At 62.0% G+C, this 15,206-nt stretch carries 11 protein-coding genes; 7 read left to right on the forward strand and 4 right to left on the reverse strand.

The genetic code is table 11. The annotated features are described in order from the left end of the window. Positions 1–26: 26 nt before the first annotated feature. The 3 genes from tauC to tauA are packed head-to-tail and all read right to left on the reverse strand — an operon-like array spanning position 27 to position 2,642. The gene (gene tauC / locus ACIPZB_RS01830; RefSeq protein WP_400638766.1) at positions 27–866 is read right to left on the reverse strand and encodes a taurine ABC transporter permease TauC; all 840 of its coding nucleotides are present in this window, start codon (positions 864–866) and stop codon (positions 27–29) included. Further along, on the reverse strand, positions 863–1,651 hold the full coding sequence (tauB, locus tag ACIPZB_RS01835; protein WP_400638767.1) for a taurine ABC transporter ATP-binding subunit: 789 nt from the start codon (positions 1,649–1,651) through the stop codon (positions 863–865). Before tauB ends, tauC begins: the two co-directional genes overlap by 4 nt. Before the next feature lie 19 nt (positions 1,652–1,670). After that, positions 1,671–2,642 carry a taurine ABC transporter substrate-binding protein gene (gene tauA, locus ACIPZB_RS01840; RefSeq protein WP_400638768.1) on the reverse strand — a complete coding sequence of 324 codons (972 nt, stop codon included), beginning with the start codon at positions 2,640–2,642 and terminating at the stop codon, positions 1,671–1,673. A gap of 503 nt (positions 2,643–3,145) precedes the next feature. On the opposite strand from tauA, the gene ACIPZB_RS01845 reads away from it, so the two are divergent. The 7 genes from ACIPZB_RS01845 (at position 3,146) to ACIPZB_RS01875 (ending at position 9,675) form a co-directional block, all read left to right on the forward strand. Beyond that, positions 3,146–4,477: an OprD family outer membrane porin gene (locus tag ACIPZB_RS01845; protein ID WP_400638769.1), complete on the forward strand. Its 1,332-nt coding sequence runs from the start codon at positions 3,146–3,148 to the stop codon at positions 4,475–4,477. Positions 4,478–4,645: 168 nt separating this feature from the next. Further along, positions 4,646–5,284, forward strand: a complete 639-nt coding sequence (locus tag ACIPZB_RS01850) for a peroxiredoxin (RefSeq protein WP_400638770.1) — start codon at positions 4,646–4,648, stop codon at positions 5,282–5,284. A 340-nt stretch (positions 5,285–5,624) separates the two neighbouring features. Beyond that, on the forward strand, positions 5,625–6,590 hold the full coding sequence (locus ACIPZB_RS01855) for a sulfonate ABC transporter substrate-binding protein (protein WP_008095164.1): 966 nt from the start codon (positions 5,625–5,627) through the stop codon (positions 6,588–6,590). Between the two features lie 60 nt (positions 6,591–6,650). Further along, complete coding sequence (gene ssuD / locus ACIPZB_RS01860; RefSeq protein ID WP_400638771.1) at positions 6,651–7,799, forward strand: FMNH2-dependent alkanesulfonate monooxygenase; 1,149 nt, start codon at positions 6,651–6,653, stop codon at positions 7,797–7,799. Between the two features lie 10 nt (positions 7,800–7,809). Beyond that, positions 7,810–8,607: an aliphatic sulfonate ABC transporter permease SsuC gene (gene ssuC / locus ACIPZB_RS01865; protein WP_400638772.1), complete on the forward strand. Its 798-nt coding sequence runs from the start codon at positions 7,810–7,812 to the stop codon at positions 8,605–8,607. Beyond that, a complete protein-coding gene (gene ssuB, locus ACIPZB_RS01870; protein WP_400638773.1) occupies positions 8,604–9,416 on the forward strand; it encodes an aliphatic sulfonates ABC transporter ATP-binding protein in 813 nt (270 codons plus the stop codon). Before ssuC ends, ssuB begins: the two co-directional genes overlap by 4 nt. A gap of 43 nt (positions 9,417–9,459) precedes the next feature. Continuing rightward, a complete protein-coding gene (locus ACIPZB_RS01875; protein ID WP_008095172.1) occupies positions 9,460–9,675 on the forward strand; it encodes a molybdopterin-binding protein in 216 nt (71 codons plus the stop codon). Between the two features lie 46 nt (positions 9,676–9,721). Here ACIPZB_RS01875 and ACIPZB_RS01880 read toward each other — a convergent pair whose 3' ends face one another. Continuing rightward, positions 9,722–15,193, reverse strand: a complete 5,472-nt coding sequence (locus tag ACIPZB_RS01880) for a dermonecrotic toxin domain-containing protein (protein ID WP_400638774.1) — start codon at positions 15,191–15,193, stop codon at positions 9,722–9,724. Positions 15,194–15,206 lie beyond the last annotated feature (13 nt).

The raw sequence follows: 15,206 nt of genomic DNA on the forward strand, positions 1-15,206 counted from the left end.
CGGGTTGCCGGCGTGGTCAGTCCAGTTCAATGGCTTTGCCCGTGCCAGGGCACCAGCTTGCGTTGCAGGGCGCGCAGGCCCATCTCCAGGGCGAAGGCGATCAGGGCGATCAGCAGGATGCCCAGCACCACCACATCGGTGACCAGGAACTGCGCCGCCGACTGCACCATGAAGCCCAGGCCGCTGGTAGCGGCGATCAGTTCGGCGGCGACCAGGGTCGACCAGCCGACCCCCAGGCCGATGCGGATACCGGTGAGGATGTCGGGCAGCGCGCTGGGCAGGATCACATGGCGAATCAGTTGGGCCCGAGTGGCGCCCAGCGACTGGGCGGCGCGCAGCTTGGCCGGGTCGACGGTGCGCACGCCGGTGGCCGTGGCGATGGCGATCGGGGCGAAAATCGCCAGGTAGATCAGCAGCACCTTGGACAGCTCGCCGATCCCGCACCAGATGACGATCAGCGGCAGGTAGGCCAGCGGCGGAATCGGCCGGTAGAACTCGATCAGCGGGTCGAGGATGCCGCGTGCCACACGGTTGTAGCCAATGGCGATGCCGACCGGGATGGCAGTCAGGGTGGCGGCGGCCAAGGCCAGGCCGATACGACCCAGGCTGGCGCCCAGGTGCTGCCACAGGCTGGCGTCCATGTAGCCCTGGGTGAGCAGTGTCCAGCCCTTGGCCAGGATTTCGCTGGGCGAGGGCAGGAACAGCGGTTCGATCCAGCCGGCAGCGGTCACCAGCCACCAGACCAGCAGCAGGCTGGCCAGGGTCAATGTGCTGATCCAGCGGGTGGAAAGCGGACGGCGGGCCTTGACGGCTGGCCGGGTGTGGGCGTCGCGCTTGCCGGCGACCGGCAGATCGATGCTGCTCATGCGGGCTCCTGCAGGCTTTGACGTTGGGAGAACACCCGCGCCAGCACATGCTCGCGGGTTTCGATGAAGCGTGGGTCGGACTTGATCGCCCGGGCTGGCTCGCCGGCGGCATAGCGCTGGCCGAACTCCAGTTGCAGGCGCTCGACCACACGGCCCGGGTTGGGCGCCAGCAGTACCAGTTCGCTGGCCAGGAACACTGCTTCTTCGATGTCGTGGGTGATCAGGAACACCGGCTTGGCTGTCCGCTGCCATACCTGCAGCAGCAGTTCCTGCATCTGTTCTCGGGTAAAGGCGTCGAGTGCGCCGAACGGCTCGTCCATCAGCAGCACCCGTGGGTCGGCTGCCAGCGCGCGGGCCAGGCCCACGCGTTGCTTCTGACCGCCGGACAGTTGCCAGATGCGCCGCTCGCCGAAACCGGCAAGATCGACCAAGGCCAGCATTTCGCGCGCCTTGGCTTCACGTTCTGCGCGTGGCACGCCGGCAAGTTCGAGGCCGAAGGCAACATTGCCCAGCACGTTCTGCCAGGGCAGCAGGGCGTCGTCCTGGAACACTACGCCGCGTTCGGCACCAGGGCCCTGCACCGGCACACCATCGAGACTGATGCGCCCGCCGCTGGGGGCGACGAAACCGGCGATCAGGTTGAGCAGCGAGGTCTTGCCGCTACCCGATGGCCCGAGGGCCACCAGCAGTTGGCGAGGCCCCAGGCTCAGGTTGATGTCGGCCAGCACCGGGGTGTTGGCGCCGGGGTACTGTGCGCTGATGCGCTCCAGTTCGAGCAAGGCCATGACGGGCTCCGGATCAGGTTCAGTTAGGCAGGAATTTGGCGCTGACGTAGGGCGAGTAGTCCGGCAGTACCGCGTCGACCTTGCCTTGTTGCTTGAGGAACGTGGCGGTGTCGGTCAATGCCTTGGTGGTCGGTGCGCCGAGGGCATTGGCCTGGTCGGCGGCCAGTGGGTAGACGTTGCCTTCCAGCAGCACCGGGATGTCGCTGGCCTTGGCGCCGGACAGCTTCACCAGCTTGGCCACGTTGTCTTGGTTGGCCAGCCAGGCCTTGGGGTCTTTGCGGTAGTCGGCGTAGGCATCGAGGGTGACTTTGGCGAAGGCCTTGACCACGTCCGGGTGCTTGTCGGCGAAGTCCTTGCGCACGATCCAGGCGTCGAAGGTCGGTGCGCCTTTGTTGGCCAGTTCGCCCGAGGTGATGAGCACCTTGCCGTTTTCCTTGGCCACACCCAGGGCCGGGTCCCAGACGTAGGTGGCGTCGATGTCGCCGCGCTTCCAGGCGGCGATGATCGCCGGCGGCGCAAGGTTGAGGATCTGCACCTTGGACGGGTCGATGTTCCAGCTTTTCAGCGCGGCCAGCAGGCTGTAGTGGCCGGTGGACACGAACGGCACGGCGACTTTCTTGCCGATCAGGTCTTGCGGCGTCTTGATGCTGTCACGAGCGACCAGTGCTTCGCCGGCGCCAATCTGGGTGGCGATCAGGAAGGTTTCGACCGGCAGCTTGCGGGTGGCGGCTGCGGCCAGTGGGCTCGAGCCCAGGTAGCCGATCTGCACATCGCCGCTGGCCACCGCCGTGATGACATCGGCGCCGTTGTCGAATTTGCGCCAGGCGATGTCGGCCTTGCTGGCTTTTTCATAGGCACCATCGACCTGAGCCACCTTGGCCGGGTCAACGGTGGTCTGGTAGGCAACCGTGAGGTCGGCGGCCTGGGCCAACCAGCTGGCGCTGGCGAGAGACAGGGCGGCGAACAGGCGCAGCGGGGCATGCGGGATCATGGTGAACCTCTCGTCAGGCAATTGGGCTTTGATGGCGAGAAGACTAGATGATCTAAGAAATCAAAAATAAATAACTTTTTAGAATTAGCTTAGGAGCCAAACGCTTTAACCCACGCAAGGTGTCGAAGATGACGACTGGCAGATCACCAGACCGCTGCTAGCCTTTGATCCCTCGTCATAAGGTGGCTTGGCGCGTAGCGGGTTGGCAAACGTTTGCACATAACCTAAAGGTATGATTGACGGCGTCGATACAACTTTTCGCAGTGAAGGTTTCATTGATATTCCTTAAAAGTCTTACAAATTCATAAAACAGTCATTTTGGATTTATAGGATTGTCATTATCCTGTAGCGCAGGAGATGTCCTTAGACCAAAGTCGCGAAACGTTTAGAAACGATTGACTTATTGGTCACGCTTTGGGACTAAATCGCCCATCCACGGCGAAGCGGGGCAGAAGATCCCGCCGCCAGAGATACACAAGAATTAGAACGTAGAGGAGCAAAACATGTACAAGTCCAGCCTGGCTCTGGCCGTGGCACTGGGGGTTTTCGCCCAACAAGCAGCTGCTGCAGGTTTCGTTGAAGACAGCAAACTGGCGCTGAGCTCGCGCACCATGTACTTCAACGACGATAACCGTGAAGGTGGCGCTGACCAGAACGAAACCGGTCAGGGCTTCAAGCTCGACTACCTGTCCGGCTTCACTGAAGGCACCGTTGGTTTCGGCGTCGATATCCAGGCGCTGTGGGGTATTCATCTGGATGGCGGTCGTGGCAGCCGTCCGGATGCCAACAACACCTTCTTCCCTAGCGACTCCGATGGCTCCGCCGTCCACGACTGGGCACGCATTGGCGGTAACGCCAAGGCTCGCTTCTCCAAGACGGAAGCTCACTTCGGTAGCGCCCTGGCGCCGAACCTACCGATCCTGGTAGCCAACGACGGCCGTCTGCTGCCGCAGACCTTCGAAGGCGGCACCATCCAGAGCAAGGAAATCGACAACCTGACCCTGAACGCCGGTCAGTTGACTCACGCCATGGGCCGTGCTTCGAGCAACCGTACTGGCCTGTCTGTCGCAGGTTCCGCAGTCGACAGCAACAAGTTCTACTACGGCGGTCTGGACTACAAGCTCACTCCGGACCTGACCCTGCAGTACTACTACTCGAACCTGAAGGACTTCTACAAGCAGCACTTCCTGGGTGCGACCCACCTCTACAAGATTTCCGACGACTCTTCGTTCAAGACTGACCTGCGCTACTTTGACAGCAGCAGCGATGGCAAGAACGGTGACGGCGGCGAGTACTTCTTCAACAACAACGGCGGTTATGCCAAGCATGCTGGCGAGATCGACAACAAGACCTGGTCTGCCATGTTCACCTACGCCCTGGGTGGCCATGCGTTGATGCTCGGCCACCAACAGGTCAGCGATGACGGTGGTTTCGTCTGGCTGAACCAAGGTAACGTCGAAGACGGCAATGGCAACCTGGAAGGTGCTGGCGGTGCAAGCTTCTACCTGTTCACCGACAGCATGATCAACCAGTTCGCCCGTGCCGGCACCAACACCACCTTCGGTCAGTACAGCTATGACTTCGCCCGCCTTGGCGCACCTGGCCTGAAAGCTTCCATTGCGTACCTGCGTGGTACCGATATCCGCAATACTTCCGGCAACGGCACCTACCACGAGTGGGAACGTGACGCCCGTATCGACTACGTGATCCAGGAAGGCACCCTCAAAGGTCTGGGCGCCAGCCTGCGTCACGGTGTCTACCGCGGTGAAGGCCAAGCGCCGGCCGACAAGGATCAGACCCGTCTGATCTTCAACTACACTTACAACTTCCTGTAAGCCGTAGCTGATCGAAGAGAGCCTCGCCTAGTGCGAGGCTTTTTTGTGCCTGCAATTCCGTATGCCGTATGGTTATAAATAAATCAGTATTTATTCTTTTTATTTTGATCAGGATGCAGGCACATTGAACTCCAACAAGGCCAGCACACAGCACAGGAGCCGCACCCCATGAGCCTCAAACTCGGCGACATCGCCCCGGATTTCGAACAGGACTCAAGCGAAGGCAAGATCCGCTTCCACGAATGGCTGGGCAGCAGCTGGGGTGTGCTGTTCTCCCACCCGGCCGACTTCACCCCGGTGTGCACCACCGAACTGGGCCTGACCGCCAAGCTCAAGGACGATTTCGCCAAGCGTGGGGTCAAGGCCATCGCCCTCTCGGTGGACCCGGTCGACTCCCACCACCGCTGGATCGATGACATCAATGAAACCCAGAACACGGTGGTCAATTTCCCGATCATCGCCGACGCCGACCGCAAGGTGTCCGACCTGTACGACCTGATCCACCCGAACGCCAGCGACACCCTGACGGTGCGCTCGCTGTTCGTCATCGACCCGAACAAGAAAGTGCGCCTGACCATCACCTATCCAGCCAGTACCGGGCGCAATTTCAATGAAATCCTGCGGGTCATCGACTCGCTGCAACTGACCGACAACCACAAGGTCGCCACGCCGGGTAACTGGCAGGACGGCGACGAGGTGGTGATCGTGCCTTCGCTGAAGGACGAGGACGAAATCAAGCAGCGCTTCCCCAAAGGTTATCGGGCGGTCAAACCCTATCTGCGGCTGACTCCGCAACCCAACCGCTGACGCATTCCTCGTTGCATTGCTCTTAGCCATAGCAGGGATATTCGGGCCGTTTCGACGGCCTTTTTTTATGCCTGCAAGGGCCTCATCGCCGGCAAGCCGGCTCCCACAGGGATCGGCGCTGCCCCCCCTGTGGGAGCTGGCTTGCCAGCGATAAGGCCCTAAAGGTCAAAAGATTTAAATGGAATAAACAAATGAAAAAATATGATTTCTAGGTATATGAGAAGGCTGGTACTGTCACTTCCACAGATCGTTTGATCCCCGTCCTACCGCTGTATCACCTTACTCGCCCGCCAACGAGGCAAGCAGGTGCAACCCGAACCCAATCGCACAGGAGAGCGCCATGCGCACAGTCTTCTTGCGTCGTGGTCTGGTCGCCCTGTTTGCGGCGGCTGTGTCCTTCGGCGCCATTACCCAAGCCCAGGCCGAGAGCCTGCGTATCGGTTACCAGAAATACGGCACCCTGGTGCTGCTCAAGGCAAAGGGTACGCTGGAAAAGCGCCTGGCCGAGCAGGGCGTACAGGTGCAGTGGACCGAATTTCCCGGAGGCCCTCAGCTGCTCGAAGGGCTGAACGTCGGCTCCATCGACTTTGGCGTCACCGGCGAAACCCCGCCAGTGTTCGCCCAGGCCGCCGGTGCCGATCTGCTCTACGTCGCATACGAGCCGCCTGCGCCTCACAGCGAAGCCATCCTCGTGCCGAAGGGTTCGACGATCCAGTCGGTCAAGGAGCTCAAAGGCAAGAAGGTCGCCTTCAACAAAGGCTCCAATGTCCACTACTTGCTGGTCCGCGCCCTGCAGGACGCCGGCCTCACCTACAGCGATATCCAGCCGGTGTACCTGCCACCCGCCGATGCCCGCGCCGCCTTCGAGCGTGGCAGTGTCGATGCCTGGGTGATCTGGGACCCGTACCAGGCTGCCGCCGAGCAACAGCTGCAGGCCCGCACCTTGCGTGATGGCAAGGGCCTGGTCGACAACCACCAGTTCTACCTGGCCACCCGCAATTACGCGACCCAGCACCCGGCCGTGATCAACACCCTGATCGAAGAGGTACGCGCCGTGGGTGAATGGTCCCAGGCCAACCCGCAGCAGGTGACCGACCAAGTTTCGCCGCTGCTCGGTCTGCCCGCCGACATCACCCTGACCTCGGTCAAGCGCCAAGGCTACGGTGCCGCCCCGCTGACCCCTGAGGTTGTGGCTGCACAGCAGAAAATCGCCGACACCTTCCAGGCGCTCAAGCTGATTCCCAAGCCGCTGAGCATCAAGGATGTGATCTGGACACCCCCGGCCAAGGTCGCCAGCGCGCCTTGATCGATACGCCTGCGCCGGGGCGCCGCTCCGGCATGAGCCACCCTTGAGGAGACAACTCCAATGAGCCTGAACATCTTCTGGTTCCTCCCTACCCACGGTGACGGCAAGTACCTGGGCACTTCCGACGGCGCCCGCGCGGTCGACCATGGCTACCTGCAGCAGATCGCCCAGGCCGCCGACCGCCTTGGCTTTGGTGGGGTGCTGATCCCGACCGGGCGTTCCTGCGAGGACTCCTGGCTGGTGGCAGCATCGCTGATCCCGGTGACCCAGCGCCTGAAGTTCCTGGTGGCCCTGCGTCCGGGCATCATTTCGCCGACCGTGGCCGCACGCCAGGCCGCTACCCTGGATCGGCTGTCCAACGGCCGCGCGCTGTTCAACCTGGTTACCGGCGGCGACCCTGACGAACTGGCCGGTGATGGCCTGCACCTGAACCATCAGGAGCGCTACGAGGCCTCGGTCGAATTCACCCGCATCTGGCGCAAGGTGCTGGAAGGCGAAAACGTCGACTACGACGGCAAGCACATCCAGGTGAAGGGCGCCAAGCTGCTGTATCCACCGATTCAACAGCCGCGTCCGCCGCTGTATTTCGGTGGTTCGTCCGAAGCCGCCCAGGACCTGGCCGCCGAACAGGTCGAGCTGTACCTGACCTGGGGCGAGCCGCCAGCTGCCGTCGCCGAGAAGATTGCCCAAGTACGGGAAAAGGCTGCCGCCCAAGGCCGCGAAGTACGCTTCGGGATCCGCTTGCACGTGATCGTGCGGGAAACCAACGACGAAGCCTGGGCCGCCGCCGACCGCCTGATCTCGCACCTGGACGACGACACCATCGCTCGCGCCCAGGCGTCGCTTGCGCGCTTCGACTCGGTCGGCCAGCAGCGCATGGCCGCGCTGCATGGCGGCAACCGTGACAACCTGGAAGTCAGCCCCAACCTGTGGGCCGGTGTCGGCCTGGTGCGTGGCGGCGCGGGTACCGCGCTGGTCGGCGATGGCCCGACCGTGGCCGCGCGGGTCAAGGCGTATGCCGAGCTGGGCATCGATACCTTCATCTTCTCCGGCTACCCGCACCTGGAAGAGTCCTACCGTGTGGCCGAACTGCTGTTCCCTCACCTCGACATTCAGCGCCCGGAGCAGCCGAAAACCGGCGGCTATGTGAGCCCGTTCGGCGAGATGGTGGCCAACGACATCCTGCCCAAATCCGTGTCGCAGAGCTGAGGGCCGGGCCATGAGTCGTGCAACGTCCTCCACCCTGAGCCAGCGCCTGGCGCCGTGGGCACTGCCGCTGGCGCTGCTGGCGGTGTGGCAGTTGGCGGTCAGCGCGGGCTGGCTGTCGACGCGCATCCTGCCGGCGCCGAGTGCGGTGGTCAGTGCCGGTGTCGAGCTGGTACGCAGCGGCGAGATCTGGAGCCACCTGGCCATCAGCGGCTGGCGTGCCGGCCTGGGCTTTCTGATCGGTGGCAGCATCGGCCTGGCGCTGGGCTTCATCACCGGTTTGTCGAAGTGGGGCGAACGCTTGCTCGACAGCTCGGTGCAGATGATCCGCAATGTGCCGCACCTGGCGCTGATCCCGCTGGTGATCCTGTGGTTCGGAATCGACGAGTCGGCGAAGATCTTCCTGGTCGCGCTCGGCACGCTGTTCCCGATCTACCTGAACACCTACCACGGTATCCGTAACGTCGACCCGGCGCTGGTGGAGATGGCGCGCAGCTACGGCCTGTCGGGCTTCGGCCTGTTCCGCCAGGTGATCCTGCCGGGTGCGCTGCCGTCGATCCTGGTCGGGGTGCGCTTCGCCCTGGGCTTCATGTGGCTGACCCTGATCGTCGCCGAAACCATTTCGGCCAATGCCGGCATCGGTTACCTGGCGATGAATGCCCGCGAATTCCTGCAGACCGATGTGGTGGTCCTGGCGATCGTCCTGTACGCCGTGCTCGGCAAGCTAGCCGACCTTGCCGCCCGCGGCCTGGAGCGAGTCTGGCTGCGCTGGCACCCGGCCTATCAAGTGGCGAAGAAGGAGGGCGTATGACCGTGCTCAAGGAACAACCGCCGCGCTTGTTGCGGGGCATTCCGCTGGCGTCCAACGGCCTGCGCAAGACGTTCGGCCAGCGTGAAGTGCTGCGCGGTATCGACCTGCACATTCCGGCCGGCCAGTTCGTCGCCATCGTTGGCCGCAGTGGCTGCGGCAAGAGCACCTTGCTGCGGCTGCTGGCCGGGCTCGACCAGCCCAGCGCCGGTGAGCTGCTGGCCGGTGCTGCGCCGCTGGCAGATGCCCGCGAGGATACCCGCCTGATGTTCCAGGATTCGCGCTTGCTGCCCTGGAAGAAGGTGATAGACAACGTCGGCCTGGGCCTGCGTGGCGACTGGCGCCAACGTGCGCTGGATGCCCTGGAGGCGGTCGGCCTGGCTGACCGCGCCAACGAGTGGCCAGCGGCTTTGTCGGGCGGCCAGAAGCAACGTGTGGCCCTGGCCCGCGCACTGATTCACCAGCCGCGCCTGCTGCTGCTGGACGAGCCGCTGGGCGCACTGGATGCGTTGACCCGAATCGAGATGCAGCAGCTGATCGAACGCTTGTGGCGCCAGCACGGGTTTACCGTGCTGCTGGTGACCCACGACGTCAGTGAGGCCGTCGCGGTGGCCGACCGGGTGGTCTTGATCGAGGACGGCGAAGTCGGCCTGGACCTCAATGTCGAACTGGCAAGGCCCAGGGCACGTGGTTCGCACCGCCTGGCTGCGCTGGAAAGCGAAGTGCTCAACCGTGTGCTGTCGGCTCCTGGCACTGCGCCCGAGCCGGACCCTGTAGCCCCTCTGCCCACGCAACTGCGCTGGGCGCACTGAATGACTCACTTACCCGACTGAACCCAAGAGAAGGAATAAAGCCATGACCATCAAAGCGATCAACGTACGTAACCAGTTCAAAGGCACCGTGAAGGAGATCCTCGAAGGCCCGGTGCTGTCGGAAATCGATGTGCAGACGGCCTCGGGTATCGTGACGTCGGTGATTACCACGCGTTCGGTGAAGGAATTGGAGCTGCAGGTGGGCAGCGAGGTGATTGCCTTCGTCAAATCGACGGAAGTGTCTATCGCCAAGCTGTGAGTAGTTAATGCCTGGGCTGCCGTGCAGCCCAGGCGAGGATGCCGCGTCAGTCGCTGACCGGGCGCAGGTTGCCGAAAATCCGGGTGGCTTGAGCTTCACTCAAGCTACCCCGCCAGGCCCCGGCACCAAGGTTTCTTTCGCTCGGATGTTTCAAATGGCCTGACTCAAGCCGCGTAAAGCCCTGCGTCGGCCGTTGACGAAAGTGGAAATGGGCATACCAGACAGGCTCCTTGGTCTGCTTGTCATTCACCCGATACTCTTCCAGGTATTCGATGGGTTTACCTTTACGATCCACTTTCGCTTTCAATGTGCGCGACCAGGCGACTTCAACTGCTTGCTGTTCCAGCAGGTAATCCAGATGCCATACCGAAGGCTTGCCGGTCGCCTTGGTCTGCTCGATACGTAGCGTTCGACCCAGTGCGTCCAGTTCGTCGGCGCTGGTGTCCAGCCTTTTCACCAGGGTGTCGTGCTCACTGGTGATCGCCGGGCCAGCTTTTTCACGAATCCTTTTTGCAAGAAATCGTAGTTGCTGCGCGTAGCCCTGTGCAATGTCTTCAAGGTCGATGGGTATCGCATCCGGTGTCTTGTATTGGGGCAACCTGGCCCGGTGCTTGGGCACATCGCTCAGCCGCGCCTTGGCAATCTTCACAAGTTCCGGCAGCGACTGAGTCGGGGTAGCGCGTGCGGGCCGGACCAGCTGCCAGGTGTTCGCATCGTTCTTGATGTAGATGGAATGCGCCTGCTGCGTATTGGGCCGGTTGATGTGCATGCGTATCTGCCCGTGTTCGCTGACCTCGCTACCGATGCGTGGCCCGTCCTCGGTTTCGAACAACCGCGGGCGGGTAGGGCCGCGGTCGGGTTTGACGGCGGGGCGCTGGATAACGTTGGCCAGGTCGTCATCGATCTCCTTGATCAGTTGACCCATGAGTTGGCGGAAGGTTTGGGCTTGGTCCATGGCTATCAGGGCCTGGAAGGTGTCTTCCCAGGCGGTGAGGTGGTTGAGGTAATGCTGGTAGTGCCTTTGGGCATTAGTCAGGAAATGCCGATCCTGAGCGCGGGTGAGGCCTGCCTTGGGCAAGGCAAGATGGCTGAAGAGCGTGCTGCGCAAGGCACTACCCTGGTCGAGGTAAAGATCCAGAAAGATATCCAAGTTCACATCTTCGACAGCGTTGGCGTCGAACAGTGAATTTGAAAGGATCGCCGCCCGAGTCAGTCGGGTGTTGGCCACATCAAGCGTCAGGCCCGACGCGTCGGCGTTGTGCATGTATTGGGTCAATACGCTGCCCTGCAACTGCTTGCGCCGGTCGTGGTGGCGAATGGCGATGCGCTCCATCATCGCCAAAGTGTCGGCCAGTTCGTTCTCTGCCACCTGCAGTTCGATCGCCAGGCGCTTGATCAATGAGGCGGCCGAGGCACTGGCACTTGCAGTCCTCATGGCGTTGGAGGCCTGCAGCACCCGCTCACTGGCAAGGAGAAAACGCCCAGACGCCAGTTTCATGTCGAGCACGCTCATTTCATTGATGTTTTGCTCACACAGGCCAACGAACCTTCTGAAATCCGCTCTGTTCAGCGTTGCACGTTGCTCCTTGAGGCGCGCAATGCTGTGTTCGTTGTACGCGATGTTCACGTTGAGCTCGTCACTCAGTTGCTTGCGGGTATTGGCAATGGCGACCTTTTGTGCAGTGCTGAGCTCCTTCCCATCGATGTGCGGCCGCATGGCTGTTTGGTAGGCTATCTGCTTTGATTGCATGCTTGCGGCGATGCGCTGGAGCTCACCGTCTATCTCGCGCGCCAGTTCCAGCCCGGTCAGTTGTGGCCGCTGCCGGCCAAGCGCAGTGCGCCAGACAGCAATGCCTTGTGCGTAGAGGTTGCTGAGTGCGTCGCCGCCGCCAGCAAGCCCGTTTTCGACCAGCAGGCCGCTCAGCCTGCCGGGGGTATCCCATGTCCCCGACTCGCTGAGCTGCACAGCCTGACGGTAGCTGCGGGTACCCTGCGGCTTGAGCCTCCAGGTCGCGTAGGTCGAATCCCAATCCACGGCATACCAGGTGTTGTTTCGTGCAATGTAGTGCTGCTCGGTGCCTGCAAGCTTGAGCACACCTGCGCCTTTGACATGGGTGGAGCGTTGCAGCGACCCCAGCGGCGGTTCGACTTCGTAACCGGCAAAGGGGTTGGGCCGCTGCTTGCGAATTCCGCCCAGCGGGCGAAGCGGGTCGATCCGCTGGCGTTGCAGCGTCAGTTGGCGTGCCGAGGGCGCAGGTTTGGACGAGGCGCCCAGCAGTGCGAGCGAAACGATGGCGTCGCTCAACGACTGCAGCACGCTGACCAGGTGCTGCAGCCCTTCCTCTTCATCGCCACGGCCGAAGGCGCGCACTGCTGCATTCGCGGCATGCCAGCCATCGTATGCCGCTATTGCCGTACCCGCGCCTGGCACGAAGCAGAGCGCCAGTTTCAAACCCATGAAAAAATGATGATCAAAGCTGTCCGGTGCTGACAGCGTCAGGTCGGCCTGGCTACGTGAGGTGGCGCGGTGCTTGCGGATCCGTTCGCCCATGTCCAGGTGACACTGGTGCGTGGGCATCGGTTCGCGGCGTGCCGGGCCAAGAGCGATGAATCTGAAAGCGCTCTTCAATGCGGTGTTGATGTAGCTTTCATGCTGGGTTGGGTCGCCAGCGTCGGCCTGCAGCGCCAGAAACCGGACCATCCTGTCGTCCAGCGCCATGCGTTGCAGCGCCTCGCAGGCCGCGTCGGTGCTTTCGTGCTGGCTGATGACGTGTCCGACGGGAGCGTTCGGTACGTAGAGCAGTACGGGGCCGGTGGTGCCCTTGATCACATAGGTGTCGGAAAGCCCTGCACTGTCGCTCGAGCCGTCGGCTGCCGTGCCGGGTCTGAGTATGAGGGTGTGGTAGGCAATGGTTCTGGAAGCCAATGCATCGACCTGTTCCTGGCAGAATGTTTCCAGCAGGTGTTGGCCATGGTTGTCGAGGCTGGGCGGCCTGGTCAGCACAAGCACCCTCAAGCAATCCTCATAAGGTGCACGGAGGGTTTCCTGGCGCAGTTGGACGAGCCAATCGGATGCTTCCTTGGCACCTTGAAAAGTGTCGACTATGTGCCTTTCGTAGCTGCCAGCCATGTCCAGCTGCTCGATCAGCTCAGCAATGTAGGCTGGCGTTACGTTGGCTCGCAGCAGGGCGTTGCCTGAGGGTTCGAACTTCACATTGGCGTCTTTGAGCAGCAAGCGCCGATCATCATCCAACGCCTGCAGCATGAATGTTTCCAGGGCAACATCGCTGCGCTCCTTGCTGTAGACCGGTACGACTCTGGCACCGGCACCGCCTGTGGCGGACTGACCGGCGACCTCTTTCTTGGTCGTGACGCTGTCGGCGATATCAAGGCTGATCCGTGGTATTTCCTGCAGCTTGAATGCGTTGCGCAGGTGTTGATGCAGCATGGCCCGCGAAAATGCTTGCTGCGTTGGCAGGCCCTTGAGCACCGTTCCCGATGCATACAGTGATACCTGCAATGCCTTCATTCGAGCGACGAGCTCGGCCCGCTGTTCGCTGTCGAGGTGTTGCAGCGGCGTTAGCTGTTGCTGGATATGGTCAGTACGGTTCTGCTCCGCAAACCGCGCCATGGCCTGGGCCCTGGCGCGGTTCTCGCTGCTGCACAGGCGTTGCCGGATCTGTTCGCGAGTAGCCTGGGCAGGCAGCGCATTGACGACAGCTTTCACGCAATCGCGCATGAAGTGCGAAAGGATGGGTGGGTGTGTGAACGTGACCGCTGTTGAGCTTGCCAGGGCGTCGAGCAGCCGTGAGCTGTCTGTTGGAACAGCCGATTCCAGCAGGGCATCGGGCCATGCTCCCTGGAGCGTTGCCAGCAGGCGCCTGGCAAGCTGCCACTGATCATCGAAGGCCATGAGGCCGCCGCGCTGGCCGGGCCGGTAGAGCAGCAGCGAATCATCCTGTGTGTCGTCGTTGGGCGTGGCGCGAAATGTCATGTAGCCGCACAGCTGCCACTTGCGATCGCCGGCGACCAGTTCCAGCGTGCTGGCTTGCACGGGGCGCCGTAGACTTGGCTCGGGCCTGTCGACGAGTTTTTCTATCCATTCCAGGTGGGTGGATGAAAGATCCCCCAAGGTATTCTGCAGACGTGCCTCCTTCAGCAGGGCCTGACACAGCTTTTCGCTGATCAGCTCTTCCAGCGTCTCTTCCCCCTTGAGCACCTTCAGGTCTGCATCGGTTACCTGATCGGGTAGCTCAAGCAGGAGCAGGTCCAGTTCGTCCTGCGACTGGTCTAGCTGTTCCTGGCGCTCTCGCAACAGGGTGAAGTTGAGCGAAGTGGGCGCTGTGTCGTCGTCCAGGTATTGCGCCAGCAAGGTCTCCTGATGCTCGATCTGATCCTGGCGCCAGGCCGATGGCAGGTACTGCTCCAAGTGAGCGAAATGAACCTCCTCCTGCGCCATTGCCGTATCGGTCGCGGTCACTGCATCAATGGCAGTCTCGGTTGCCGGCGCGAGGGTTGCCAGGATGATCGAACTGCGATTGGCTTCCCAGCGCTGCAAGTCGCTCCAGTCCAGCGGGTCGGTTTCACTTTGCTCACAGGCCTGCTCCAGCAGATGGTCGGAAATGACCTGGCATTGCCGCACATGGTCTTCCACCAGCGTCTCGAAGCCATCGGTTTCAATCGTTGTGACGATCACGTTATCGCGTGTGCCGGTGGCAATGGGCGACCTTGGGTCCGACCAGAACCAGGAACGGTTGAGCAAGATCCAGTCGCGCATGCTCTGAAGGCTGTCGAAGCGCAGGATGGCGTTGTTGATACCTGGCAGGTAGATCAGCCAAGCCGAATCGCCGGATCGCGGCGCCAGCGCCAGTGCCGCGGTACTGGTCAGCAGGGTTCCGGTAGGGAGTCGCCATTGCAGCTGCGCGTGGCTGAGCTCAGGCCGCCGGCCTTGTTTCCAGTCGTCCAGACCCAACTTGCCGATGCCGAATGCGATGTCCAGGCAGCTCAGGAAGTGTTGGCGCAGCAAGCCGCTTGCGTGTTTTTGCCGCGAGATGGCGGTACCTGGCATACGGCCTTGCCAGTAATTGCGGGCGGCCTGCAGGCTCAGCGCATTCACGACGGGATTGAGGTCGGTAATCCAGTCTTTGGCGGTCCATTGCGAGCGTTGTGACGCGTCGTCGAAGCCCCAGGTGGCCCACGCGGAAAAGGCATTGCCGAGCACCGGGCTGGCGAGCAGGCGGGCGGCGAAGTTCAGCAGGGTCACTTGCCGGCCATCGTGGTGCAGGCCGCAGGCATCAGGGTTCAAATCGAGGTGGGCACGCAACCTTGTCCGCAGCGCATGCTGCAAGGTGGGCGCTGCGTCCAACAGCCGTTGCAGCTGCCTGGTGGCGTGCACCCAAGCGGGCTTGGCTGCCACCAGCAGATTACTCCTGCCGGCCAACTGTTGGTCGACGGTATCCGTGTCGGTAAGCGGTAATGCCTGCACGTTGGCGTATTGAAAGCTTTCGGGGGTAGGCATGGGCAAAGGTCTC

Source organism: Pseudomonas sp. NPDC089396 (genome assembly GCF_044749545.1).
GTDB lineage: Bacteria > Pseudomonadota > Gammaproteobacteria > Pseudomonadales > Pseudomonadaceae > Aquipseudomonas.

Coding starts and splice junctions, on each gene's coding strand:
- tauA (WP_400638768.1), bottom strand. CDS start 2,642: ATGATCCCGCATGCCCCGCTGCGCCTGTTCGCCGCCCTGTCTCTCGCC.
- ACIPZB_RS01855 (WP_008095164.1), top strand. CDS start 5,625: ATGCGCACAGTCTTCTTGCGTCGTGGTCTGGTCGCCCTGTTTGCGGCG.
- ACIPZB_RS01845 (WP_400638769.1), top strand. CDS start 3,146: ATGTACAAGTCCAGCCTGGCTCTGGCCGTGGCACTGGGGGTTTTCGCC.
- ssuC (WP_400638772.1), top strand. CDS start 7,810: ATGAGTCGTGCAACGTCCTCCACCCTGAGCCAGCGCCTGGCGCCGTGG.
- tauB (WP_400638767.1), bottom strand. CDS start 1,651: ATGGCCTTGCTCGAACTGGAGCGCATCAGCGCACAGTACCCCGGCGCC.
- ACIPZB_RS01850 (WP_400638770.1), top strand. CDS start 4,646: ATGAGCCTCAAACTCGGCGACATCGCCCCGGATTTCGAACAGGACTCA.
- ssuD (WP_400638771.1), top strand. CDS start 6,651: ATGAGCCTGAACATCTTCTGGTTCCTCCCTACCCACGGTGACGGCAAG.
- tauC (WP_400638766.1), bottom strand. CDS start 866: ATGAGCAGCATCGATCTGCCGGTCGCCGGCAAGCGCGACGCCCACACC.
- ssuB (WP_400638773.1), top strand. CDS start 8,604: ATGACCGTGCTCAAGGAACAACCGCCGCGCTTGTTGCGGGGCATTCCG.
- ACIPZB_RS01880 (WP_400638774.1), bottom strand. CDS start 15,193: ATGCCTACCCCCGAAAGCTTTCAATACGCCAACGTGCAGGCATTACCG.
- ACIPZB_RS01875 (WP_008095172.1), top strand. CDS start 9,460: ATGACCATCAAAGCGATCAACGTACGTAACCAGTTCAAAGGCACCGTG.